Genomic DNA, 24,061 nt, shown 5'->3' on the forward strand with positions numbered 1-24,061 from the left:
GTATTCACTCTGTTTAAATTAATCCAATAAACATGCCAACTTTTCAAACGAACTCAATGAAAATTTTAAACCTTTATAATCAATAAGTTAATTTCAATTATTTACAAAACTCTCTTTCGTTCAGCACTGATAACATACCGTTGCCGCTTTTTTTGCCGCTCCGCCTGCTGTCGACTGGCAAAGGAAAGCCGACCGAAGACAAGATGAGATTTAAAGCAAAAAAACACCTCTCTTTTCGCACTGATGGCATAGCACATAAGGCACAAAGATAGGATTTATTAACCTTTCGAGGTTAAGCGTTGTTCGAGAGAAACAAGTTCTTGTCCCGAACTCAAACAACGACTTAATGATGCTGAGCAAGCGATTCTCACTAACCTCTAAAGGTAATTAAATAGGGTTAAATCTTTCGCTTTGCCAAACGCCAATTGAGAGGCTTGCAGCGCTCTCGAGTTTTCATTAAATTCAATCACTGCTTGCGAGTAATCGAGATCTTCAAACTGACTCTTCGAGCGAGCCAGACTGATTTTAAAATCTTCATGCTGATCTTCTTGTAGATCTAAGGTGCTCAATCGAGCACCGACATCCGAACGAACTTGGTTTAAATGAATAAAGGCAGTGTGTAATTCTTCGGTGATTTGATGAAGCTTGCCAGTGGTTGAAGCATCGGAAACAGAACCTTTCGAGTACTCAATGGCTTTTTTAAAACTATCAAATACTGTAAATGTTTTACGTGGATTCAGAGTGATGCTGTCTCCGGCTGTGATACTGCCTTTGATATTAATAGTGAGACCTTGATATTGAACCCCTGTTCTTGGATCAAAGTCATTAACCTCGACAACCTCACCATCACGCTCTAACTGATAAGCAAAGCCGCCATTGAGCATATCCACAAACGTTACCGTATAGCTGGCATTATCACCGTCATCACTGTTCGTTGCCCGCTCAAGCAATAATTCCGATCCTTCTTGTAATGCATACTCAGGTTCAAAATCACCAAATGGATTATTAATATCCATAAACATTTGGTTGCCTGGGGTATTGAAGGGCATTTCTAAATTATTGGAGATACGCATTTTTCGCTGATAATCATCACCGTAATAGGTCACGTTACCTTGATTATCTCGAAAAAAAGGTTGGTTCTTCGGCCGAGTTCCCGCAAAAATAAAATTACCCGTTTCGTCTTGTACATTGGCAAGATTCAAAAAGTTATTAGCAATTTCTTGAATTTGCCGCGCCTGAGTTTCACGATCTTCGGGAGATAATGAACCGTTGATCATTTCCATGACCATACGCTTGGCTTTATCGGTAAACTCTTCGGCATTAGAAATGATCACTTCTTGGTGCTCAAGACGATTACGAACCAGTACAATGGCATCTAAGTATTGGCGCAACTGCTCTTCTTGTTGTGTTACATTTTGAATGTAATGCGTCGCGAGTGGGTTATCTCCGGCAGACAAAAGCTTTTTTCCCGAAGCTAATTGCGCTTGGTTGTGATGAACTTTATTTTCTTGGCGACGTAAATCGTTTTGCACCGACTGATAGTTATGGAAGCTAGAAATTCGATTTAACATTTACTTGTCCCCCTACCTGAGCTGCAAAATGGTATTAAACGTGTCATTTGCAGCCTGCATGATGCGCGATGAGGCCATATAAGCATGCTGAAACTTCATCATATTTGCTGCTTCTTCATCCAAGTTAACTCCAGACACTGAGCCAATACGCGATTCCGCCGCCTCTTTTTCTAAACGAGCCACATCGGCTAAGCGAGTCGAAGTCGAGAGTTTTAAACCGAAATCGGTATTCAAGTTATGATACAAACCGATAATGGTTGACTCATTGTCATTCATTTTTTTGGTCGTTTGCAGATGAATCATCTTGCGTAAATTACCGTTATCACCTTCCGCCGGATTTAAATTGGCGGTAAATTTATCATTCTCAATCGCCCCTCGAGTCAGGGTAAAGACGGTCGGTTGACCACTCGCTTGTTGAGCAGGGATAACTATCGGTAACTTTGATTGGTCGTCATTAAATAAATAAGGTTGCGTTGCGAGCAACTGGCCATTTTTGTCCACCACACGAATTTGCATCTCATGATCGCCAGCACCTGTATTAGGGACAAGATAAGCTTCAAATTCTTTGATATCACCAACTTGGTCAATTTGAAATTGGGCACGCCCTTGAGCAAAAGAAGTCGAGGCTTGATAGCTTTGGGCGGCAATCTTTGTCGGATCATTGGTTGCCATCTGAATCTGAGCGGCGCCATCACGGGTTGGGCGAACGATGACTCGCTCACCAATTTCTGGTGGAGTATTGACCTGAATACGCAAGCCATCTAAATAAAGATTACCTTGATTAAGTGCGAGGATCTGTTGCTTGCCATCTGGTAACGTCGCCACATAATGACTGCCTGTATAAGACAGAGCAAACTCGCCACCTTTTAACTGACTAAGATCATCGATGTACACTCGAATATCAGCATTCGAATCACTGGCTGTGGCAATACGTGAACGAGCATTGACTTCAGAGTTAACATCGGAAAAAAGCAGCCCACCAACATTACCACGCAGATCTAAACCTTGGCTTTGTAACTCGTTGACCTGATGAGCAAAAGAAATTGATAAACGACCGATTTCATCCAGTAATCCAGGAATATGTTGATCACGCATTTCAAATAGCGCAGCCATCTTTCCGCCGATCTCTTTTTCAGAAATAGACTTTAATGTATTTCCTTCAACGACTGCCAAGCGACGCTGTTTGACATCTGGATAACCGTCAATCATTTTTAATTGACTCGCTTCCGTTCCCGAGACAAGGGTATGTCCGCTACCAATATGAATATTAAAACCTTCAGCACTGGTACGGGGTGTTACCGTTACTTTGGTATATTGGGAAAGTTCAGCGACTAATTTTTCATGCTCATCCATCAAATCATTATGTGGACCAGGCACACGCATCATTAGCCGCTGTAAATCACGTATTTCTAACGCTAACTGGTTGATTCGCTCTATACCAACGTCGAGTCCTTTATTAGTGATATCAAACTGACGTCGCACGGTTTCATGAAAATCATTCAAATTTTGAGTAACAAGATTCGCTTTTTCGAGCACAACTTTGCGCACCCCGACATCATTGGGGGTGTCGGCTAAACTTTTTACTGAATCAAACCATTCGTTAAGATTTTCGGGGATTTTCTTAGAGGCAACAGAAGAGAGTAACTTAGAGAGCATATCTAAGTTTTCTTCAGTATCGCTATTAAAAGCGTGGTTGGTTGTGGCAAGATTCAGCTCTTTAACGGCAAACTGATCCCAAGAGCGGCGAACATTTTCCACATGTACGCCCATCCCATAGGTTTGACCACCGAGTTGGCGAGGTGCATTGGTCCCTTGGATCACAGACTGACGGCTGTAACCCTCGGTATTAACATTCGCAATGTTATGACCCGTGGTATTGAGTTGTCTCTGAGCCGTTAATACGCTCTGCGCACCAAGATTCAGAAGATCAGACGCCATACTTGCCCCCAAAAAACCGATTAACGCCAGTCGTTACTGACCCCATTACTACTTATAAAAGCAATAACTATGCCAATGAATGAGATTAGTTAACTAGAGGAAATATAAAAGATAAAACTGAAGCGCTAGAAGAAACTGGTTGCGAGGCCAACCAGCCAAAGCCTATTTCTATATTCAATAAGGTACGAAATGAAAGGATGTTTATTGCGCTAAGTGAATGATCGCCAAGTCAGAAAAAATCCAATATACCCAAACGACTTGGAATTACAGGTAGGCAGCAAGTGAGTGAATCCCCATGAGCATTAGCTGTTATCCATTTGATCGATCTGCGCTTTTACTCGCAATACTTTATCTGCATAATGAGGATCGGTCGCATAGCCAGCTTGATGAATACCATGAATAAACGCTTCACTACTTCCACCATGCTCTAAGGCGGTGCTGTAGCGAGGATTATTTTCTAAAAAGCGTAAATAATCATCAAAACTGTCTTGGAAGCTTGGATAAGCGCGAAAAGCGGCTTTTTCCATAACCGGAGTTTGATCGTAATATTCTAAGGTTTGAGTGGCAACACGCTGCCCCTGCCAACTTCTATCAGCTTTAATATTAAATAAATTATTACTGCTTCCACGGCCATTACTGACCATTTTTTGTCCCCAACCGGTTTCTAAAGCAGCTTGAGCAAGCAGTAAAGAAGCATCAATACCTAACGCTTGTGCCGCTTTATCGGCGTAAGGTTTGAGTGATGTGACAAAAGATTGTGGTGAATCAAAACGGTATTCATGAGCCGGTGATGAAGATGCCGCCACTACGCTATTATTGGGCCGCTCAGCCGCCACCGATCGCGCTTGTTGGACGCGATTCATCGCCTCTTGGAAACGGTCGTTATCTTGATCGGTAGGGGCGACATTATCTGCCGCCGTCAGCTGTGCAACAATCATATCGGCCAAGCCTAACGAACCTGAGGCGCTTAACTGACTGACCATTTGCTCGTCTTGCATTTGTCGATAAAAATCTTCGTTATTACTGCTGAATAAATCCGATTTAAACGCTGAGTTCGCATCGCGCATCGACTTTAACATCATGGTGGTAAAAATAGCCTCAAACTGTCTTGCAGCGGCAGTCAGTGCCTCTTTTTCAGCGCCAGCATCACCATTGAGTGCTTGTTGACGTAATTTATCTAGGCTGGCGATATCATGAATAAAGCCGATATCATTGGGGTTATTCACCATCACGAACTCCTTAGATAATAATTAACTGACCTTGAATGGCACCAGCTTGTTTTAATGCTTGTAAAATTGCCATTAAATCTGACGGAGCAGCCCCGACTTCATTCACAGCCCGGACCAATTCATCTAAAGTCGTTCCGGTTTCTAACTTAAACATTTTTCCTTGCTGCTCAACGACTTCAATATCTGTATCGGGAATGATCGCCGTCTCTCCTCCAGCAAAAGGATTGGGTTGATCAACGCCCCAGTTTTCTTTGATCGCCACAGTCATACCGCCGTGAGTCACAGCGGCGGGTCTTAAACGTACATGCTGACCAATCACAATCGTTCCGGTTCGTGAATTGACGATAATCTTTGCCGCCATATCCGCAGGTTCAAACTCAAGGTTTTCTACGGCAGAAAGAAAAGCCACTCTTTGCGAGACTTCTCGAGGTGCACGAACGCGTACTGAAGTTGCATCAATGGCTGAGGCCATATCTGGGCCTAAAAATTGGTTTACGGTATCGGCCATTCGTTGTGCCGTCGTAAAATCCGATTGGAAAAGATTAAAAGTGATAAAATCACCACGACCAAAAGGCGTTGGAATTTCTCGCTCGACTATCGCCCCATTAGAAATCATACCAACCGTTGGGTTGTTGCCAACCAAACTTGACCCATCCGCTCCAGTCGCACTAAATCCACTGACCACTAAATTGCCTTGAGCCACAGCATACACTTGGCCATCCAGTCCTTTTAAGAAAGTTTGTGTCAATGTACCACCACGTAAACTGCTCGCTGAGCCTATCGACGATACGGTGACATCAATTGTCTGTCCTTGCTTCGTAAACGGAGGCAGTTCCGCCGTCAACATGACTGCGGCAACGTTTTTGGTATTGGTTCGTGTGCCAGGCGGCAATTGAATGCCAAAGTTTTGCAGCATGGCGCGAAAACTTTGATCAGTAAACGGGTTTGATTCTCCTGTACCGGGTAACCCCGTCACTAAACCATACCCGACTAATTGGTTACTACGCACACCGGCTACTTGTGCAACATCTTTAATTCGCGTGGCATGAGCACTGCTTGCCATGAACACCATTAAGAGCAATAAAATTTTTTTCATCATCGTTAACCTTCTCTCAATGTGGATACGCATCGCCATGTGATCATTTTATCGTGTCAAAAAATCGACTTATATTGACATACTATAAAGAGACATTAAAAAATCGTGCCAAGAATCCAGGCTCTTGCATATCTTGATTCGATCCGGTACTGGAGTATTGAATTCGAGTATTAGAGATACGATTAGACGCTATCGTATTGTCGTAACCAATATCATCTGGACGCACGGTGCCACTTAAACGAATGTATTCATCACCCGTGTTGAGCATTAACCACTTTTCGCCTCGAACCACTAAATTGCCGTTAGATAAAACATCAATGACTTCAACGGTAATCGAACCTTGTAAATTATTATTTTGGTTTGCTTGCGCACTACCCGAAAATTGATTGTTATTTTTCAAAGCGTAAGAGAAGTTGTAATCACCAATGGTCAGCTCCTGACCACCAACACTGAGTGGGTCCATCGATGCGTCATTATTTTTAGTTAATTTAGCATCCGCGCTTTTGGTTGCCTTGGTGTTTTCATTCAACGTCACAGTAATAATGTCGCCAATCCCTCGCGGCTTAGCATCACTGTATAAACTCACTGCTCGAGCGAGATTAAACAATGATCCCGTCTCAGCAGCATAATGCTCAGGCTTGGCTTTCGGATGAATAGGAGCCCAAGCAGGGTCGCCAGCAACAGGGTCATTTCGATTACGTAAGGTATCGAGTAACCCAGAACTACCGTCAGACGATCGATCCCCCTCAACCGCATCCACTACCGTTGTACCTTGCACCACATCTGCCGTTTCAAGTGGTGCTGGTAATAAACTGCATCCAGAAAGTAATGTCACGAAGGCTAAACTGAGTAAACGTTTCATCATCATAGTCTCTTAGTCAGTGATTAGAGTTGTTGATTAACAAAACTCATCATTTGATCCACAGAAGAGATCACTTTAGAGTTCATCTCATAGACTCGCTGTGCTTCAATCATATTAACCAGCTCTTCAGTCACATTAACGTTAGAGCTTTCCAACATGGATTGACGGATATTGCCAAGCCCATCCAAACCAGGAACGCCTTCTTGTGGATCGCCACTGGCACCCGTCGGTAAATATAGGTTTTGCCCAACAGGTTCTAAACCACCTGGGTTAATGAAATCCACGATAGTGATTTGTCCTAAGACTTGGTTCTCTTGCTGACCACGTAAACGCACCGAAACTTCACCGTCATTACCCACAGTGATCGAGATAGCATCTTCTGGAACAACGATTTCTGGTTGTACTAAATAACCAGCTCCAGAAGTCACGATCGCGCCTTCCGCATTCAACGTAAATTGACCGTTACGGCTATAGCCGATATTGCCATCCGGCATGAGGATCTGGAAAAAACCATCGCCTTCAATCATCATATCTAGGCTATTATTGGTGGTCTGGACATTACCGTTAGTGTGAACCTTCTGCGTTGCCACAACCTTCGCCCCAGCCCCTAGCATTAATCCGCTCGGTAACTCGGTATTTTGTGAAGACTGACCGCCAGGCTGATTAATATTTTGGTAAAACAAATCCTCAAACACCGCTCGGCTCTTTTTAAAACCCACCGTTGAAGCGTTAGCTAAGTTGTTTGAGATGGTGGCAATATTGGTCTGCTGGGCATCTAAACCCGTTTTACTTATCCATAATGCAGGTTGCATACTAAATTCCTCTCACTTAGCTCATACGCAGTAAAGAGTCAGACGCTTTGTCCATCTCTTCTGCCGTGCTCATCATTTTGACTTGCATTTCAAACTGACGCTGTAAATCAATCAGATTGGTCATCTCTCCCACTGCATTGACGTTGCTGCCCTCAAGAGCGCCAGTCAACACTTTCACTGTGGCATCGGCTACGTATTCTGCATTAGGATCTTTGGCTCGAAATAAGCCATTAATATCTTTAAATAGAGAACGATTATCAGGCTTGACCAATTTAATACGATCAACGATTTCCATCGCGTCTGCGGGCGCTCCCTGTGGGCGAACCGAGATAGTACCGTCATTACCTATCTCTACTTTATTCAATGGGATTGGCAAAGTAATCGGCGCACCCAATTCACCTAACACTAAATGACCATTACCATTAAGTAATAAGCCATTTTGATCAATGCGTAGATTACCGCTGCGCGTTAAACCTTCATTACCCGTTTTATCTAATACTGAAATCCAGCCATCACCTTGAATGGTAATATCGAGTTCTCGTCCTGTGGTGATCACGCTGCCTTGGTCAAAGCGGTGCCCAGGGCGCTCTGTCATGCTAAATACGCGACTAGGTAGCCCTTCACCATACGCTTGCATTGAACGAGCTTGTTCTAAATCAGCTCGAAAGCCCGTAGTACTGACGTTGGCAAGGTTATTGGCTCTTAGCTGCATCGCCTGCATATTTTGTTTAGCGCCACTCATGGCAAGGAACAGTGCGCGATCCATCAGACGTTCTCCACAATCATTAATTAATCATAAATAAGCAATTGGCGTGCCATTATTTTTACACTTATTAATCAGTAAGTTAAATAAGATAAAATGACAGCGGCGCAATGAAAAGCGGCAATTTAACGGCAAGAGAAGACAGAGGATGCCATGTGGCATGCCGTTCTACCTAAAGAACGAGTTAAGGTCGAACGAAGAGAAAAGACGAACAAAGAAGTACATGCCTAAGTAGACAAAGCAACTTAGGCATGTTGAATCGAATAAATCTAGAATTAACGGATTTGTAAAATCGTTTGTTGTAATCCAGTATGCACTTCTAAAGCCCGCGAGTTAGCCTGGAAGTTACGCTGTGCAGAAATAAGATCCACCAGCTCTTGGGTCATATCAATGTTTGACTGCTCAAGCACACCATTACTGATCGTACCAAATGAGCCTTTGCTTGATTCACCCCAAATTTTAACGCCAGATTGCTGAGTAGAATCCCATTGCGTGCCACCTTTTTTATCCAAACCTTGCTCATTAGCCACTCGAACCATCGCTACTCGACCTAAGGTCACATTTTGTCCATTTGAATAGGTGGCCAGTACACTACCGTACTCATCAAAATCGATTTTGGTCAAAAAGCCCGTGGTCGCACCATCTTGATCAAACTTCGTTAATTCAAATGGCGCAGCAAATTGTGTAGCCCCGTTGAGGTTAAAGGCTAAAGTCTGTGAACCATCCGCACCATTTAGATCAATTGGGTTATCACCCTCCCCAAATGCAGCAGAAACAATCGGGTTACCGTTATTAATGCTAGCTAACGTTCCGTCATTATTAAAGCGTAACGTATGGCCCACATGACCATTTGGAGAAACCGCATCTCCGCCAGCGATATTGAGTGGTTTTTCACCAGTTTTATCGGTAACGGTGTAGTAGGTATTCCACTTATTATTTTCATTTTGATCTTTTAAATAATAGGTGGTGAGCTTATAAGGTTGCCCCATTGAGTCATAAATGGTCGACGACGTGGTGCGGTTATAAGTATCAGGATCGGTAATATCAAATAGCGCAGGATCTTTTAAATCACCGTTCGCAGGTAAGTTAGCCGAGAGTTCGATATTGCCGGTTTGCTTTGGTTTACCAAACTGAGCAGGAATATTGATCGGCTTAGGCTCATACGATAAAACCTCTCCATTATCAGGATTTACTTCATAACCGAGTAAATATTGATCGTTTGAGGTGACCATATAGTTATTCTTATCAAGGTGAAATGCACCGTTACGAGTCAATTCATTTTGCTGAGGGATTAAGCGATCTTTAGCAACTGCAAAAAATCCGGTACCGGCAATACGCAAATCCATCGGGTTATTGGTATAAATACTCGACCCTTCATGAAATTGTTGCGCAACCTTACTCGCCTGAACACCTTGGCCTGGTGTAGTTTTTGAATTGGTAAATAGCGACGTTGAATACACATCACCAAACTCAGCCCGCGACTCTTTAAAGCCGTAGGTGTTCGCGTTGGCAATATTATTACTGCTGGTATTCAAATCTAATTGAGCAGCAGAAAGACCGCTTAACGATATATATGACATAACAAATTCTCCTGTTTGGCGAGCATAATTATGCTTTGCCAACTCCTAGTACTTCAGCAAGTCGCACTGGTGATTCAAAACCAGCAAGATTGAGCAGTACATTACCGTCGCCTTTACCGAGTAGAACACTATTGACATTCGCGTAGGTTGATACGCCAAATTCGGCATTTTCACCACCGAGCAAACCGGAGGCTCTGACTCTATATCGACCTTCAGGCAATGGATTTCCATTTTCATCATTACCATCCCATTCGACACGATTATCACCGCCAGGTTTTGCACCAACATCAAAAGTACGTACTAATTGGCCAGCTTCATTTTCAATGCGAATGAATAAGTTTTGTACTGCTTGAGGCAATTTGACCATTGCCGCCATACCGCCAACATCCGACTTCATTCCAGCAGAACCGGGAACCAGAACATCTCGTCCTACTAGCGACGAAGCCTGTAGCGCCTGATTAGAAGTCATTGCCGAGTTTAAACTTTCAAATTGACCGTTCATTTTGCCAATGCCATCAACGGTGGCAAAAGAGGCCATTTGAGCAATCATTTGATCGTTACTAACGGGTTTAAACGGATCTTGTTGTGCCAACTGTTTGGTCAATAACGAGAGAAAATCCTCTTGTTTCAACTCTTGTTGCCCAGTCGTCTCCGTGGGCTTTTTCTGCTCTTGCAGCGCTTTCAGTTGGTCGATATAGGACAAGCCGCTTTGACCAAGGTTATTAATGCCAGCCATTTGCTACCTCCTACCCTTATTGACCCATCTGCAGCGTACGCAGCAGCATCTGTTTACTTGCATCGGCCACTTGAACGTTTGTTTGATAAGAACGTGAAGCAGAAATCATATTGGCCATTTCTTCCATAACATTAACATTGGGCTTATAAATAAAGCCTTCATCGTTGGCCAAAGGATGATCGGGATTGTATTCCGCATTTAGCGGTTTATTACTTTCGACAATCCCTAACACTTTTACCGGAACATTCGGGTCACGATGATAACGGGCTTTATTTAACTCTGCACCGAACACCGCGTGACGGGCTTTATACGTTTCTTTCGCCGAACTACTAACACTGTCTGCGTTCGCTAAGTTACTGGATGTCGTATTTAGACGAACAGATTCAGCACTCATTGCAGAACCAGTCACATTGAATACATTAAATAAGCTCATCTAATTAATCCCCTTTAATCGCTTTTGATAGGTTCTTAAACTTACTGCCTAAAAACTCTAGAGAAGCTTGGTGGCGCAGTTGATTTTCCATAAAGAGGTTACGCTCTAAATCAACATCAACCGTATTGCCATCTCCGGTATCCGGTTGAGTCGGAATGCGGTAAAGCATTTCCCCTGTCACCGTTTTTGAGGCAGGAATATGCCGACCGTCCGTACGGCTAAGACTAATGCTTGCCCCTGAACTTGCCGCCTTTAATGCTCGATCAAAGTCCATTCCTTTTGCTTTAAAGCCCGGAGTGTTCGATTGTGCAATATTGGTCGCAATCACTTCTGCATTGCGTGCACGAACACCAACCGTATGTTGATGGATACCGAGTGCTTTATCAAAAGAAATAGTCATGTTTTGCCTCTTTGCTAAGAACCGACCGTTACTTGATTTAAAAAGCAAATTACGTACCAAGTTTTAGATGCTTTAGGAAATTAGTGGTTCATTACACGCTGGGGTACTTTAGTCTGTCTTACTATCATAGAACATGTTGCTAAAAGAAAAGGCCAACGATACGACTTTAGGTTAAAGCAAGAATTTAGCCATATTGAGCTTAATGATAAACAAAACCCGGCATACCGCCGGGTTTACGAAGATCACTCTGTTGTGTTTATTTTAGCTTATAAATAATACCGGGATTACAGCGAACCATATCAAAACGATCCGTCAGCCCAGTCAATGACTCTGAAGCTCCGAGCAATAAATAGCCGCCAGGATTTAAACTACTCGCCATCTGATTAAGTACTTTTGATTTCATATCCGGTGCAAAGTAGATCAGTACATTACGACAAAAAATAATATCGAACTTGCCCAAAAGAGCGTAACTTTCCATTAAGTTTTGAGGCCGAAAGTTAACCAATTTTTTTACGTTATCTTTGACTCGCATTCGACCATCACCGTTCTCTTCAAAGAAAGCTCGACGACGCTCTGGCGATAATCCTCTGCCGAGTGCTAGATTATCGTAAATACCCAATCGACACATATCTAGCATGCTGCTGGAAATATCGGTCGCCGTGATCGCCACACTCGGAAGCATACCTGGGCGCTTTTGCTGAACCTCTAAGACTGTCATCGCCATCGAGTAAGGCTCTTGACCTGAAGAACTCGCCGCAGACCAGATTTTAATCGGTCTTTTGCTTTTCGCAACTTCAGGCAATAAACGTTCAGCCAACACCGTGAAAGGGTATGAATCTCGAAACCACAAGGTTTCGTTCGTGGTCATTGCATCGACCGCAGCGACTCGCAATTCACGATTTCTGCCCGTCACGACATCGCGCAACAGATCAGACAATGAGCTGAGCTTAAACTTATTGACCAGTGGACTAAGACGACTTCTCACTAGGTATTGTTTACTGTCGCCCAGCACGATACCGCACTGAGACTCTAAAAACCGACAAAAATCGCGATACTCTTGATCGCTGATAGTAATAGCAGTCATGTAGTTCTCTTTATTCTACTAGCGCAGCTTTCACCGCGTTGCCAAGCTCATCGGGATTGAATTTAGCGATGAAAGAGTTGGCACCGACTCTTTCAACCATTGCTTGGTTAAATACCCCACTCAGTGACGAATGGAGAATAACATATAAATTTTTCAATTCATTATGACGTCGAATCTCTGCAGTTAAGGTATAGCCGTCCATCTCAGGCATTTCAATATCCGAAATCACTAAACAGATTTGCTCATAGATACTGCCCTCTTCAGCCATACTTAATAGTTTTTCATAAGCATCTTTGCCGTCTTTGGTGAGAATACACTCAAAACCAATCGACTCAATCGCTCTTTGCACCTGTTTGCGTGCCACACTTGAGTCATCAGCAATAAGAATTCGGCGTACAATCGGTTTTTCTTGCTCAGCATGAGCAATATCTTCCCCAATCGATGCATTCATAATTTCGTTGACCGGGGCGATTTCAGCGAGGATTTTTTCTACATCAAGAATTTCAACCAACTCATTATCGATATTGGTGACGGCTGTGAGGTAATTGCCTTTACCTGCCGCTTCAGGTGGTGGCAATATCGCTTCCCAACGCATATTGATGATTCGCTCAACGGAGCTAACTAAAAAAGCTTGAATCGAACGGTTAAACTCGGCGATAACTACAAAGCTTTTATCAATATCAACCGTTGGACGGCCCCCAACGGCTAAGCTAAGATCGATCACAGAGACCGTTTGGCCACGGATATGAGCAACACCTTTAACTAAGCGATGTAAGTTTGGCATGGCAGTGAGCTTCGGGCATTGCAGAACCTCTTTAACCTTAAATACGTTAATACCATAACGTTGACGCCCGTTAAGACGGAAAGTCAATAATTCTAGTCGGTTTTGACCAACAAGTTGCGTACGCTGATTCACAGAATCAAGAATACCCGTCATAAGCTCATCTCCATCTCAAACTTTTATAGGAAAAAAGTGGTAGTCTAAATCAGGCTATGAAGAAATCAGAGAAACGAACTATGAATTCGAAGACCCGTTTATTTTCCCATTCCCCAACTAAGTGTAGAGGGTTCTACCACTTTTTTTATAACTCTATCGGCTTTTTATTATTTTTCTTTAGTCTCTCGGTTTTTTCTGCAACGCCAGAGCAAATCGAACAGATTCAGCGAGCAGCCGAAAGTCATGTCATCAACACCGTCGATAAGCCGATAGGCGGTGAACTGGTCGTCAATGCGGCCAACATTGATCCTCGGATCTTTGCTACCGATTGTCCTAATGAGCTACAGACATCGTCCTCATCTCATAGCGGCTCTGCTAGTAATATCACTGTATTGGTTGAATGCCCAGCAGATAACTGGCGAATTTATGTTCCCGTGAGGCTGACGATGACCGTTCCTATGGTGACGGCTCTTAATGCTTTATCCAGAGGACAAACGATTACGCAAAATGATATTACTCTTAGTATGGTAGATCTGCTTCGCTTTCGACGGCAAGGATTTTCCTCACAAGATATGGTAATTGGAGCAAAAACGAAAAGAAACTTACAATTGGGTGACGTGATCAATCGTAATGATATTTGTGTCGTTTGTCGAAATGAAAGCGTGTTGATCAGAGCCGTTAGTAACGGGATGAATATCACAACTAGAGGCACCGCTCTCTCTGATGGTAACCTAGGAGAGCAGATAAAAGTGAAAAATGATCGTTCAAACCGTATAATAGATGCACAAGTGAGCGGAATGGGGGAAGTTACCGTACAATTTTAATCCCTTTACGATCATTTTTTTATCGATGAGTAAACAAAGCACTAAAGTTTTCTCTCTCTCCGTCGATATGACGGTACCTATAGATCAATTTTAAAGGCTCGTTTATGGCAGGTATTGATAACATACGCTCAGGTCAATCGTTGGTTACAACGAATCGTTCACCTGCTCGTTCAGACACAAATACAGCAGCATCATCAACATCGAGTGCCGCTCGCTCACAATCATCTCAACAAGATGCGGTATCTCTAAGTACCCAAGGCAGAGCGATTGGTGAAATGCACAGTGAAATGGCGGCAACGCCAAGCTTTGATACGGCAAAAGTAGCGGCGATTAAAGAAGCCATAGCAAATGGCTCTTATGTCGTTGATGCTGAAAAGCTCGCAGATAATATGATTAAGTTTGAGAAAGAGTTGGGCGGTTTTTAACCATCACCACACTTTCAAGTCAGACCGATGCATAAAGGTGGTTGATTTATGGCAGCATTAAACGATTTAGTTGCATTCCAATTGAAAAATGCTCAAGAGCTTTCAGCGGTATTGGAACAAGAAAAAATAGCTATTACTAGCCGCGTTTCTGCCGATATCGAGTCAACAGCGAAACAAAAGATAGCCTTAATTACTCGATTACAGCAAACCGATCAACGTATCGCGAGTCATCCCCATCTTAATCAGCTCACGGAAGATGAATATTTACATAGTACAATGACTCAAATTCGCTCCATTATTCACGATTGTCAGCAAGCCAACCTAGTGAATGGTGAAGCACTGGCAAGAGCACAAGTCAGTTTTAATAAGCTGAATAATTTGATGCAGCAAAGTCACGGCAAAATCGGCATGACTTACAATGCGACAGGTCAAACTCATACCGTTTCTACCTTAGGCACCAACCTTAAAGCTTGATGATCCCCGTTCCGTTTTTATCCGCTATTTTTTACTCGCCACTATTCTAAAGTCACTGATAGCTTGCCAACTCAAACCCACAGCATAAAAAAAGCGGCCACAGCATTTGCAGCCACTTTCGTATATTCTGGAGAAAGAAAAGAGTTAAAATAAGGTTTGCTGACGTTTTTCTGGGACCTGCTGAACTTCGCCATAACTACGTAATCGATCCATTTTACGGATATCTAACCGCAGTTCAGTTACATAGCTATCGCCAACTTTATAACTGCGAACAACCTCAGCCCCCCGAATCACACCATCTACAGCGCCGGAAGTGAGCTCAGTACCTAAACGTTGATCATGCAAATCAGCACGGCCACTGACCCGCATACCATAAACTTGTTCTGCTAATTCACGGTAAGCATCTATTTTAGAAGCACGCATTGCTCGCACTTGCTTTTCCTCATCATCACGGCCTCGTTGCTCACTGATGCTGGCATAACCGACTGCCGTCAACCAATCATCTTCACGCATCGCCTGCAATGGCTGGCAACCGCTGAGCAATATGACGATGGTCAGAAAAAAAAGTAATGGTGATTTCATCATATTCTCCTAAGGGCGCAAGATAACACTGTATGGACGAGTCATTGTCGGATCAGAACGAATAAGTACACCGTCTTGCGTACGAATGGTATTCAACGTATCTAAGTCACGTCCAATGCGATCAGCCGGCAAGAAACCTTGGGCAGTCGCAACCACGATTCTCGATTGCATACCAACCACTCGAGCATTAACCAATACCCCCCCTTCTTGACGGAGCATAGTACCCGTTAATACATATTGAATTTCTTGCTCTTGAGCCAAATCTTTCCAGTCTCGACTAAAAGCAAAGTCACCTTGACGAGTGACTTGAATTGTCCCTGTGGTTTTAAAATCTACCACTTTAAAGCCGCGACGCTGGAACTGATGAATTAATCCTTCAGATACAGAGTTACCTAACCAATTGGTGGTATCCATATCTTGTAGATCCACAAACGAAGTCACCGCGATCGGGGTACGAGCCGTCACACTGGTATTGGACTGAACGAGATCTTCTGTCAAACTATCAATAAAGAAATCCAACGTATGACGTGGACTTTCTATTAACATAAATTGTGAGCCAGAATACGGCTCTTTACCATTATAAATTGGCGCATAAGCACACGCCGTCAAAAAGACTACCGGTACTAAACCAAGCCATTTTTTCATTTTCTTCATCTCCAGATATACTAAGGCTATCGTCCCGTTCACCCGTTTTGACAAAACTGGAACGCTCTTTGCTTTTCTCAATCTGTCTTTGATTCAGAATTGCGCACCTACATCAGCTAACACTTACTAAGCAAGATTTATACCCAACTGGTAACTAATAATGAAAAAAAATGTTTATTTTTTAATCTCAATGCTTTTCATGGCTTTTTTTGCCACCAAAAGTCATGCCGCTTGGTACGAAGTGACTGGCACCGCAACGATCGTTTCCTCTGAAGAGGTCGCTAGATTGCATGCTCTGGAAGATGCGCTGTATAAGGCGGTGAATTTTGCCGGGGCAGATATTGGTAGTATTAGTCATTTAATGCCTTTACTCGAAACCGATAGAAAGGAATATTTGTTTAATAACCATGAAGTTCGTTATATCTCCGTTGAAAATCGTAAGGTTCGCGGCAATGTCATGAAGGTTACGGCTCGTATCGACATTTATCCATCGGCAAGGGCTTGCCACAAAGAACAATACAAAAAGACCTTTTTAGTCGGCAATATTGATCTTGCTTCGCCACAACAAGCGGTGATGGGACAAATTTACACCATCGGTGATGATTTTGCTGATGTCCTCGATAGACAAATCGCTCAGCAATCTCATAGCTTTGTCTCTGTTGGAACCACTGATTACGATATCAATTATCGCAACCCGACTCGCATACAAATGATCGCACAAGATACCGGGGCTCACTATATTATCGGTGGGGTGATTAATGATTTAACAGCAACGATTGAACAGAAGGTTTTGCGAGATGATGTTATTAATCGTCAGTTTGCTCTCGAAATGCAAGTCTTTGATGGCAAAACGGGCAGTGAAATCTTGAGAAGAAATTATCGAGAAGTTGCGAGCTGGCCGTTTGCAAAAACTAGCCAAGTCGATACTCGTAGCGCCCGTTTTTGGGCATCTACCTATGGTCAAATGTTGTTACGGGTGAGCCGGAACATTATGCTAGATCTCGAATCTGAAATCTCTTGTAAAATCACCTTACCAGAAGTCGTCGCCAAATTTGGGCAAACCGTCAGTATCGATCTAGGTCGTATTCATGGCGTGAAAGAAGGGGATAAATTACAACTTTGGCATACAGGATCGTTTATCGATCAGAACGGTTTGCCTCGTAATAAGGTGTCGCAAAGTGATATCACCTTAACCGTCTCGCGTGTCTATGAAAAAAATGCAGAGTTGACGGTTGATCAGCCTGAACTGGCGTCAAGCATTCAGATTGGTGATGTTATGCATAAACAAGTGTCATTTTTAGAATAATTTCGTGACTAACTGGTCATTCAACCAGCGAATACCATCAAAAAAATGCACAATTTGGCGTATTGATGAGATACAATTAATGCGCCAAATTAATCAAAGCTCCCGTAGCTCAGTAGGATAGAGCGGTCCCCTCCTAAGGGACAGGCCACTGGTTCGACTCCAGTCGGGAGCGCCAAGATTGTTCGTTGTTCCCTGCCATTTTTTCGCACAATGTTGACCTGACGTTGATGAAGCTTTTTTTTATTCCTCTAGACTAAATTGACTGTCTCTATTATTTTTGGCCTACTCTTATTATTAACAAAGAACTCTATAGCGTAATCGGCATGACAAAAAGTAATCTCCAAACGAATACTGGCCATCGCTTTATCTCAAAAGCGAAAACGGCTTATAAAGTTCACATCCACACTCCCGATGATACCGTGTTACACCGATCAGTCGGTTATATCCGTTTAGGGGAAGAAAAAGGCTTAAAAAAAGCCATTAAACTGCGTAATGAGCTAGGGCGTGAAATGTGGGGCAAACACTGGCGACGAATTCTCAAAGATCCGTACCTCATGACTCGATTGCCACATAGCCTGGAACCGAAAATTATTTATAAGCCAAGACCCACTAAAGAAAATCCAAACTATCGTGACGCTTGCTATATCGCCGCCTGGCGTGATTACAATGAGCAAGGTGAATGTACCTTTAGAAGTGTCGTTTGTTCAATCAGTAAACACGGTAAACTTGCCGCTTATACGAAGACCAAAAAAGCCTTATTGGATGCTTATAAAGATTGCCTTGATATTTTGATCTTTATGGGCCGCTTAAACAGTATCGACTTAAAATAAGAAAGCTCACCGAAGTGAGCTTTCTTGCTGTATTAATCAACTACATGATTATTGTTTAACTTGATAATCAAACTCTGGAATAGTGATGTCAACCCGACGGTTAAGCTCACGTCCTTCCGCTGTACTATTAGAAGCGATAGGATTCGTCTCCCCTTCTCCTCGCCAAGTCAAGCGAGATGGCTGGATACCCTGCTCAACTAACGCATCCGCAACGGCTTTCGCTCGTTTTTCTGATAACGTTTGGTTGTATGCTGCAGGACCAGTAGCGTCAGTGTGCCCAGTAATTACTACCTTAGCTTGCGGGTATTGATTTAAAAAACGAACCAGCTTAGTCAATTGCTGTTTACTTTCTTGATTTAAACTAACACTATCAAAAGCAAAACTGCTGCTATCAAGTCGTTGGAAGTCATAGGTTTTATTGACGAACACAGGTCCAGTTTCTACGATTTCTTCAACAACAATCACTTCTTCAATCACCGTGACGGGGCGACTTTCAACCACTTGAGTCGGTTGGGCTGCGGCACCAAAACGGTAACTCACACCAAGTGACACGGTGTTAGCTTCTGCTCTGGTTTGATCGTTATTGATATCCGTTAAAACTTGATATTCCGTGCGTAAGGAAACATTTGGGCTGACATTAAATTCTAGACCAGCAGCAGCAAGAAACGAGTAGTCACTTTCATCACCATAATCGACATAAGCACCACCGAGCTTAGCGTAAGCACCGACACTTGGTGATAAAGAAAGAGTAAACTTAGGCGCCAAAGTAATCGCTTTCACTCTATCATCGGCCAATCCGATACCAGTAAATTTGCCAAGCATGTCATAACCCGCTTCCACGGCTAACCATTCATTCAGGTTGTAACCAAGAAAAGCCCCCATGCTGGTATCTCTGTCTTCACAAACCTCACCAGCTCGACAGGAATCATTCAACCATGTTTGTCCTAATTTGCCGCCTAAATATACGTCTGCCATTGCAGAAGAAGACGCCGCCATTAAAGACGCTGATATCATCGCCACTAACTTTTTCATAATCCTTTCCTTTTGACTAATTATTATCATTAGCATGACCAAACCGGATTGTAACTAACCAACAACAAAACGCTAAGGCCTCCGTTACCAAACGGACCACTGCTGTATCTATTACTCATCGAGAGGTGCCGTTGAGTAACCCACGGTTTAATATCTATTAACCAAGGTCATTTATCAACCGCCAGATTCATAATACCTGAAGAATGTTAAACCAATGTCATGTGAATTAAAAATAAGCAATAACACACACAAAAAATAGAGATTAACCAAATTAAAAGGGGTTAATAATCGTTAATGCGCTGATAACAAACTTGCTCCATAAAAAAACCGCAGCTTCAATCGGCTGCGGTTTCAACACTATGGATTATTCTCAATCGTGTTATGCGTTTGCTTCACGCTCTGCAATAAAATCTAATGCCATTTGAATACGTTGTACTACACGCGCTTTACCAATTAAATGCATAACCACATCAACAGAAGGTGATTGCCCACCACCGGTGACCGCGACTCGTAGTGGCATACCAATTTTACCCATACCAATAGCCAGCTCTTCACACACTTGAGCAATCACTTGATGCAACGCGTCAACACTCCACTCTGGTAATGCGTTAATCTTGGTTAATGCCAATGCCAGTGGCTCTTTGGCAACACCGCGTAAATGTTTTTTCGCGGCATCGGCATCAAACTCAGTGAAATCTTGGTAGAAATAACGCGATTGTTCTGCCAGCTCAACCAAGGTATGGCAGCGCTCTCCAACTAATTTAACCACTTCAGATAGGACTGGACCTTGCTGCTTATCAATACCTTGCTGAGTAAAATGCCACTCTAAATGTTTAGCGACGTATTCAGGATCTGAGGTTTTAATGTAGTGATTATTCAACCATAACAACTTGTCGGTATTAAAAGCCGAAGCCGATTTAGAAATGGCATTAAGACTAAACAGATCGATCATCTCTTGACGAGAAAAAATCTCTTGGTCGCCATGTCCCCATCCTAAACGCACTAAATAGTTGATCAGCGCTTCTGGCAAATAACCTTCATCACGATATTGCATCACCGACACCGCACCATGGCGTTTGGATAATTTGGCTCCATCATCGCCCAAAATCATCGCACAGTGAGCAAATGTTGGAATCGTCGCTCCCATCGCCTGATAAATATTAATCTGACGAGGCGTGTTGTTGATATGGTCTTCACCGCGAATCACATGGGTAATCCCCATATCGACGTCATCTACCACGACACAGAAATTATACGTCGGTGAACCATCGGTACGACGAATAATTAAATCATCCAGTTGATCGTTACGAATTTCAATTCGGCCACGGATTTTATCATCAAAAATCACGCTGCCTTCTTTGGGATTTCGGAAACGAATCACGCATGGATCGCCCTCTTTTGCAGCTTCATTCACCGCTTTGATTTTAGGATGATTGGCATCATAACGAGGCATCTCTTTGTTCGATTCTTGCTCGGCACGAATCTCATCAAGCAGCTCTTTGGAGGCGTAACACTTATAAGCTTTATTCTCAGCCAATAGCTGTTCAACCACTTGGTTGTAACGGTCAAAACGCTTCGTTTGATAGTAAGGCCCCTCATCCCACTCGAGGCCCAGCCACGTCATCCCCTCAAGAATCGCATCGACTGCCGCTTGAGTAGAACGCTCGAGATCGGTATCTTCAATACGTAGAACAAATTCACCACCTTGACTCTTCGCATAGAGCCAAGAATATAGAGCGGTACGAGCGCCCCCTACGTGTAGATAGCCTGTTGGGCTTGGAGCAAAACGAGTTTTAACCGTCATTATTGATTACCTTTTTCATAAACTTCAGCCAAAGCTTGGCATGAGCGAAATTTTGCGCGCCATTCTATCACTCCCACTGCACAGACCCAAGAAACTTCAAAAAAGTCATGATCATTCGCTTGACCTTACCTTAAGGTCAAGGTTTATCCTACTTCCAATCAGTCAGGAGAGATAACAATGCATCATTACGCTTTATCTTTATCAGGGTTAAACTGTATGGGCTGCGCGCGCAAGCTAGAGAGCCAATTACACAGTGAGTTTACCCTGCACATCCATTCGTTGTCGCCCACATTCATTGAACTCGATGTAGACACCTCGCTTGATAATCTGCTGCGCTGTATCGAGTCTTTAGGTTATCAAGCGACATTAAGTCAGTCGCTAACAAAAGAGGAAGCCTCGATTACGACGCCAACAACCGTTGGTGACAGCGCAAAAGAACCTATCCCCCTCGAACCGACATCAGCGACAATTAGCACCTATTTATTGATTGAAGGAATGACTTGTGCCAGTTGTGTGGCTTCGGTAGAGAAGGCCCTCACTGCACTTCCCGGTGTTAATAAAGTACAAGTCAATTTAGCCGAGCAAAGTGCATTAGTACTCAGTCAGCAACCACTCACTGAGCAGTTATTAATCGCAGTAAAACAAGCAGGTTATCAAGCTCAATCGGTCGATGATCCTCTTGAACAGCAAACTAAACAGCAACAACAATTGACGATGATGCAACGATTACACCAACGCAACGCGATGATAGGCCTTGTACTTGGTGGCCCGATGATGCTGTGGGGGATGGCTGGCGGTAGCATGATGATCGATAATCGCTATGATCAACTAGGTTGGGGACTGATTGGCGTGGCATGCTTAGCAATGCTCGCTACTGCAGGACGTGTGTTTTTTGTCAATGCTTGGCAAGCACTACTCCACCGTCGAGCCACGATGGATAGCTTGGTTGCTTTAGGAACGGGAGCAGCATGGTTTTATTCGATGTTAGTGGTTGTCTTTCCTGAATGGTTTCCCGCCGCAGCGCGGTATGTCTATTTTGAAGCTTCAGCGATGATCATTGGTCTTATCTCTCTGGGTCATTATATTGAAACGAAAGCCAAATCAAGAACCACCCAATCGCTGCAAGCCTTAATCAATCTACAGCCACAACAAGCCATCTTGGTGACGGATCAAGGTGAACAAATCATGGCTATTGCTCACATACAGCAGGGTATGATGCTGCGTATTAAACCCGGAGCAAAAGTTCCAGTTGATGGTGTAGTGATCGACGGCGATTCTTATATTGATGAAGCGATGCTGACTGGTGAGCCGATTCCCGCCCATAAAATACCGGGCAATACCGTTTCCGCAGGTACCATCAATCAAGATGGCAGTTTATTAATTGAAGCCACAGGGATCGGTTCACAAACCATGTTGGCTCGTATTATTCAAATGGTACGTCAAGCACAAAGCAGCAAACCTGCCATTGCCAAACTGGCCGACCAAATTTCGGCCGTATTTGTCCCTATCGTGGTGGTGATAGCTTGTATTGCAGCGGCAATCTGGTTTTGGTTTGGTCCAGATCCTAAAGCCAGTTATATGCTCGTGGTCGCAACCACCGTGTTGATCATCGCTTGCCCCTGTGCCCTCGGTTTGGCAACACCACTTTCCGTTACGGTTGGTATCGGTAAAGCAGCAGAAATGGGCATACTGATTCGTGATGCCAACGTTTTACAATTAGCCAGTAACATCGATACTGTGGTTTTTGATAAAACGGGCACGTTAACGCAAGGCAAACCTAGCGTTCAACACGTCGTTAGCTTTGAAGATGACGAATCGGCATTGCTCAGTTTAGCCTTTGGCTTAGAGCAGTATTCAGAGCACCCACTGGCTAAAGCCATTTGCGAATACGCACAGCAGTACAGTGGAACGGCCGCAAATATTGCACAGTTTGAGAATCAGCGTGGTAAAGGCGTTCAAGCGTCTTATCAAGGTGATACGGTACATTTAGGCTCATTAAGCTACATGCAAGAGCTCGCTATCGATCTCAGTGTTGCGCAAAGTACCATTCAATATTTTGCGGATCAGGCATGGACTCCCGTCGCTATCGCTCGACACCAGCAGTTGATTGGGATGATAGCCATTGCTGACCCTATCAAAGCCAGCGCAGCCAAAGCCGTTAAAGCACTACAACAAATGGGGATTCATACGGTAATGCTGACTGGCGATCAGTACAGTGTTGCCGAGTCAATCGCCAAGCAACTAGGTATCGATCAAGTCATTGCCCAAGTCCTACCTGAACAAAAGGCGCAGCATATTGAGCAGTTACAGCATCAAGGCCGGCACGTAGCGATGGTTGGAGATGGCATCAATGATGCACCTGCTCTGGCACAGGCAAATATTGGTATCGCAATGGGCAGCGGCAGTGATGTGGCGATAGAAAGCGCACAAATGACATTACTGAACTCTTCACCGTTAGCCGTCGTTAATGCCATCGACCTGTCTAAAGCGACCTTAAGGAATATGCAACAAAATCTATTTGGTGCTTTCATTTATAATACGCTCGGTATCCCAATTGCGGCTGGAATACTCTATCCGGCATTTGGTTTTTTACTCAGTCCGGTCGTGGCTGGTGCCGCAATGGCTTTATCTTCAATTACTGTCGTAACCAATGCTAACCGCCTTCGTTTTAGCAAAGTACGCTACCATGATTGATGGC

23 protein-coding genes and 1 tRNA gene are annotated in these 24,061 nt (G+C 43.6%); 7 read left to right on the forward strand and 17 right to left on the reverse strand.

All coding sequences use genetic code 11. The features are described 5' to 3' along the window. Nucleotides 1-377 precede the first annotated feature (377 nt). The 13 genes from flgL to CAG58_RS10990 form a co-directional block, all read right to left on the reverse strand. Complete coding sequence (gene flgL / locus CAG58_RS10930) at nucleotides 378-1,571, reverse strand: flagellar hook-associated protein FlgL (protein WP_004394718.1); 1,194 nt, start codon at nucleotides 1,569-1,571, stop codon at nucleotides 378-380. A 12-nt stretch (nucleotides 1,572-1,583) separates the two neighbouring features. Continuing rightward, a complete protein-coding gene (flgK, locus tag CAG58_RS10935; RefSeq protein ID WP_154170399.1) occupies nucleotides 1,584-3,509 on the reverse strand; it encodes a flagellar hook-associated protein FlgK in 1,926 nt (641 codons plus the stop codon). Between the two features lie 302 nt (nucleotides 3,510-3,811). After that, nucleotides 3,812-4,738 (reverse strand): flagellar assembly peptidoglycan hydrolase FlgJ, encoded by a 927-nt coding sequence (gene flgJ / locus CAG58_RS10940; protein WP_161426402.1) that lies wholly within the window; start codon nucleotides 4,736-4,738, stop codon nucleotides 3,812-3,814. A gap of 10 nt (nucleotides 4,739-4,748) precedes the next feature. After that, nucleotides 4,749-5,834 carry a flagellar basal body P-ring protein FlgI gene (locus CAG58_RS10945; RefSeq protein ID WP_040904112.1) on the reverse strand — a complete coding sequence of 362 codons (1,086 nt, stop codon included), beginning with the start codon at nucleotides 5,832-5,834 and terminating at the stop codon, nucleotides 4,749-4,751. Nucleotides 5,835-5,916: 82 nt separating this feature from the next. Further along, complete coding sequence (gene flgH, locus CAG58_RS10950) at nucleotides 5,917-6,696, reverse strand: flagellar basal body L-ring protein FlgH (RefSeq protein WP_158139058.1); 780 nt, start codon at nucleotides 6,694-6,696, stop codon at nucleotides 5,917-5,919. A 23-nt stretch (nucleotides 6,697-6,719) separates the two neighbouring features. Next, the gene (gene flgG, locus CAG58_RS10955) at nucleotides 6,720-7,508 is read right to left on the reverse strand and encodes a flagellar basal-body rod protein FlgG (protein WP_040904110.1); all 789 of its coding nucleotides are present in this window, start codon (nucleotides 7,506-7,508) and stop codon (nucleotides 6,720-6,722) included. Nucleotides 7,509-7,524: 16 nt separating this feature from the next. Beyond that, entirely contained in the window at nucleotides 7,525-8,274 is a 750-nt protein-coding gene (gene flgF, locus CAG58_RS10960) for a flagellar basal-body rod protein FlgF (protein ID WP_004394712.1), read from the reverse strand. Between the two features lie 272 nt (nucleotides 8,275-8,546). Beyond that, nucleotides 8,547-9,851 carry a flagellar hook protein FlgE gene (gene flgE / locus CAG58_RS10965; protein ID WP_161425076.1) on the reverse strand — a complete coding sequence of 435 codons (1,305 nt, stop codon included), beginning with the start codon at nucleotides 9,849-9,851 and terminating at the stop codon, nucleotides 8,547-8,549. A 28-nt stretch (nucleotides 9,852-9,879) separates the two neighbouring features. Further along, nucleotides 9,880-10,587 carry a flagellar hook assembly protein FlgD gene (locus CAG58_RS10970; protein ID WP_004394710.1) on the reverse strand — a complete coding sequence of 236 codons (708 nt, stop codon included), beginning with the start codon at nucleotides 10,585-10,587 and terminating at the stop codon, nucleotides 9,880-9,882. 16 nt (nucleotides 10,588-10,603) lie between these two features. Beyond that, nucleotides 10,604-11,020: a flagellar basal body rod protein FlgC gene (flgC, locus tag CAG58_RS10975; protein WP_004394709.1), complete on the reverse strand. Its 417-nt coding sequence runs from the start codon at nucleotides 11,018-11,020 to the stop codon at nucleotides 10,604-10,606. A gap of 4 nt (nucleotides 11,021-11,024) precedes the next feature. Beyond that, nucleotides 11,025-11,420 (reverse strand): flagellar basal body rod protein FlgB, encoded by a 396-nt coding sequence (flgB, locus tag CAG58_RS10980; protein WP_004394708.1) that lies wholly within the window; start codon nucleotides 11,418-11,420, stop codon nucleotides 11,025-11,027. 256 nt (nucleotides 11,421-11,676) lie between these two features. After that, nucleotides 11,677-12,504 (reverse strand): protein-glutamate O-methyltransferase, encoded by an 828-nt coding sequence (locus tag CAG58_RS10985; RefSeq protein ID WP_154170393.1) that lies wholly within the window; start codon nucleotides 12,502-12,504, stop codon nucleotides 11,677-11,679. Between the two features lie 10 nt (nucleotides 12,505-12,514). Next, nucleotides 12,515-13,441, reverse strand: a complete 927-nt coding sequence (locus CAG58_RS10990) for a chemotaxis protein CheV (RefSeq protein WP_158138789.1) — start codon at nucleotides 13,439-13,441, stop codon at nucleotides 12,515-12,517. Between the two features lie 56 nt (nucleotides 13,442-13,497). On the opposite strand from CAG58_RS10990, the gene flgA reads away from it, so the two are divergent. The 3 genes from flgA (at nucleotide 13,498) to CAG58_RS11005 (ending at nucleotide 15,164) form a co-directional block, all read left to right on the forward strand. Beyond that, nucleotides 13,498-14,265 (forward strand): flagellar basal body P-ring formation chaperone FlgA, encoded by a 768-nt coding sequence (flgA, locus tag CAG58_RS10995; RefSeq protein WP_158138790.1) that lies wholly within the window; start codon nucleotides 13,498-13,500, stop codon nucleotides 14,263-14,265. 104 nt (nucleotides 14,266-14,369) lie between these two features. Then, entirely contained in the window at nucleotides 14,370-14,690 is a 321-nt protein-coding gene (gene flgM, locus CAG58_RS11000) for a flagellar biosynthesis anti-sigma factor FlgM (RefSeq protein ID WP_004394705.1), read from the forward strand. Nucleotides 14,691-14,738: 48 nt separating this feature from the next. Continuing rightward, a complete protein-coding gene (locus CAG58_RS11005; protein WP_004394704.1) occupies nucleotides 14,739-15,164 on the forward strand; it encodes a flagella synthesis protein FlgN in 426 nt (141 codons plus the stop codon). 144 nt (nucleotides 15,165-15,308) lie between these two features. Here the strand turns inward: CAG58_RS11005 and flgP are convergent, their stop codons facing one another. Both flgP and CAG58_RS11015 read right to left on the reverse strand, forming a co-directional pair. Next, entirely contained in the window at nucleotides 15,309-15,749 is a 441-nt protein-coding gene (flgP, locus tag CAG58_RS11010) for a flagellar assembly lipoprotein FlgP (protein ID WP_443084092.1), read from the reverse strand. Between the two features lie 6 nt (nucleotides 15,750-15,755). Then, nucleotides 15,756-16,391, reverse strand: a complete 636-nt coding sequence (locus CAG58_RS11015) for a FlgO family outer membrane protein (protein WP_004394702.1) — start codon at nucleotides 16,389-16,391, stop codon at nucleotides 15,756-15,758. Between the two features lie 160 nt (nucleotides 16,392-16,551). Here CAG58_RS11015 and CAG58_RS11020 point away from each other — a divergent pair, with 160 nt between their 5' ends. From CAG58_RS11020 to CAG58_RS11030, 3 genes are all read left to right on the forward strand, one after another. Next, a complete protein-coding gene (locus CAG58_RS11020; RefSeq protein ID WP_161425078.1) occupies nucleotides 16,552-17,697 on the forward strand; it encodes a flagellar assembly protein FlgT in 1,146 nt (381 codons plus the stop codon). Between the two features lie 98 nt (nucleotides 17,698-17,795). After that, nucleotides 17,796-17,872: transfer RNA gene (locus tag CAG58_RS11025), tRNA-Arg, on the forward strand. Nucleotides 17,873-18,020: 148 nt separating this feature from the next. Further along, nucleotides 18,021-18,527: a hypothetical protein gene (locus tag CAG58_RS11030; RefSeq protein ID WP_004394700.1), complete on the forward strand. Its 507-nt coding sequence runs from the start codon at nucleotides 18,021-18,023 to the stop codon at nucleotides 18,525-18,527. 48 nt (nucleotides 18,528-18,575) lie between these two features. Here CAG58_RS11030 and CAG58_RS11035 read toward each other — a convergent pair whose 3' ends face one another. Both CAG58_RS11035 and gltX read right to left on the reverse strand, forming a co-directional pair. Next, nucleotides 18,576-19,559, reverse strand: a complete 984-nt coding sequence (locus CAG58_RS11035) for an OmpA family protein (protein ID WP_154170385.1) — start codon at nucleotides 19,557-19,559, stop codon at nucleotides 18,576-18,578. A 379-nt stretch (nucleotides 19,560-19,938) separates the two neighbouring features. Then, nucleotides 19,939-21,363, reverse strand: a complete 1,425-nt coding sequence (gltX, locus tag CAG58_RS11040) for a glutamate--tRNA ligase (protein WP_161425079.1) — start codon at nucleotides 21,361-21,363, stop codon at nucleotides 19,939-19,941. Nucleotides 21,364-21,540: 177 nt separating this feature from the next. Between gltX and CAG58_RS11045 the strand changes: the two genes are divergently transcribed. Continuing rightward, nucleotides 21,541-24,057: a heavy metal translocating P-type ATPase gene (locus CAG58_RS11045; protein WP_161425080.1), complete on the forward strand. Its 2,517-nt coding sequence runs from the start codon at nucleotides 21,541-21,543 to the stop codon at nucleotides 24,055-24,057. Nucleotides 24,058-24,061: the final 4 nt, after the last annotated feature.

It is taken from the genome of Vibrio sp. V31_P5A7T61 (assembly GCF_009904895.1).
Taxonomy (GTDB): Bacteria; Pseudomonadota; Gammaproteobacteria; order Enterobacterales; family Vibrionaceae; genus Vibrio; species Vibrio metschnikovii.

What these genes read in the sequence shown, in the direction of transcription:
- flgL (WP_004394718.1), bottom strand. Translation starts at nt 1,571, where the DNA reads ATGTTAAATCGAATTTCTAGCTTCCATAACTATCAGTCGGTGCAAAAC.
- flgK (WP_154170399.1), bottom strand. Translation starts at nt 3,509, where the DNA reads ATGGCGTCTGATCTTCTGAATCTTGGTGCGCAGAGCGTATTAACGGCT.
- flgJ (WP_161426402.1), bottom strand. Translation starts at nt 4,738, where the DNA reads ATGGTGAATAACCCCAATGATATCGGCTTTATTCATGATATCGCCAGC.
- CAG58_RS10945 (WP_040904112.1), bottom strand. Translation starts at nt 5,834, where the DNA reads ATGAAAAAAATTTTATTGCTCTTAATGGTGTTCATGGCAAGCAGTGCT.
- flgH (WP_158139058.1), bottom strand. Translation starts at nt 6,696, where the DNA reads ATGAAACGTTTACTCAGTTTAGCCTTCGTGACATTACTTTCTGGATGC.
- flgG (WP_040904110.1), bottom strand. Translation starts at nt 7,508, where the DNA reads ATGCAACCTGCATTATGGATAAGTAAAACGGGTTTAGATGCCCAGCAG.
- flgF (WP_004394712.1), bottom strand. Translation starts at nt 8,274, where the DNA reads ATGGATCGCGCACTGTTCCTTGCCATGAGTGGCGCTAAACAAAATATG.
- flgE (WP_161425076.1), bottom strand. Translation starts at nt 9,851, where the DNA reads ATGTCATATATATCGTTAAGCGGTCTTTCTGCTGCTCAATTAGATTTG.
- CAG58_RS10970 (WP_004394710.1), bottom strand. Translation starts at nt 10,587, where the DNA reads ATGGCTGGCATTAATAACCTTGGTCAAAGCGGCTTGTCCTATATCGAC.
- flgC (WP_004394709.1), bottom strand. Translation starts at nt 11,020, where the DNA reads ATGAGCTTATTTAATGTATTCAATGTGACTGGTTCTGCAATGAGTGCT.
- flgB (WP_004394708.1), bottom strand. Translation starts at nt 11,420, where the DNA reads ATGACTATTTCTTTTGATAAAGCACTCGGTATCCATCAACATACGGTT.
- CAG58_RS10985 (WP_154170393.1), bottom strand. Translation starts at nt 12,504, where the DNA reads ATGACTGCTATTACTATCAGCGATCAAGAGTATCGCGATTTTTGTCGG.
- CAG58_RS10990 (WP_158138789.1), bottom strand. Translation starts at nt 13,441, where the DNA reads ATGACGGGTATTCTTGATTCTGTGAATCAGCGTACGCAACTTGTTGGT.
- flgA (WP_158138790.1), top strand. Translation starts at nt 13,498, where the DNA reads ATGAAGAAATCAGAGAAACGAACTATGAATTCGAAGACCCGTTTATTT.
- flgM (WP_004394705.1), top strand. Translation starts at nt 14,370, where the DNA reads ATGGCAGGTATTGATAACATACGCTCAGGTCAATCGTTGGTTACAACG.
- CAG58_RS11005 (WP_004394704.1), top strand. Translation starts at nt 14,739, where the DNA reads ATGGCAGCATTAAACGATTTAGTTGCATTCCAATTGAAAAATGCTCAA.
- flgP (WP_443084092.1), bottom strand. Translation starts at nt 15,749, where the DNA reads ATGATGAAATCACCATTACTTTTTTTTCTGACCATCGTCATATTGCTC.
- CAG58_RS11015 (WP_004394702.1), bottom strand. Translation starts at nt 16,391, where the DNA reads ATGAAAAAATGGCTTGGTTTAGTACCGGTAGTCTTTTTGACGGCGTGT.
- CAG58_RS11020 (WP_161425078.1), top strand. Translation starts at nt 16,552, where the DNA reads ATGAAAAAAAATGTTTATTTTTTAATCTCAATGCTTTTCATGGCTTTT.
- CAG58_RS11030 (WP_004394700.1), top strand. Translation starts at nt 18,021, where the DNA reads ATGACAAAAAGTAATCTCCAAACGAATACTGGCCATCGCTTTATCTCA.
- CAG58_RS11035 (WP_154170385.1), bottom strand. Translation starts at nt 19,559, where the DNA reads ATGAAAAAGTTAGTGGCGATGATATCAGCGTCTTTAATGGCGGCGTCT.
- gltX (WP_161425079.1), bottom strand. Translation starts at nt 21,363, where the DNA reads ATGACGGTTAAAACTCGTTTTGCTCCAAGCCCAACAGGCTATCTACAC.
- CAG58_RS11045 (WP_161425080.1), top strand. Translation starts at nt 21,541, where the DNA reads ATGCATCATTACGCTTTATCTTTATCAGGGTTAAACTGTATGGGCTGC.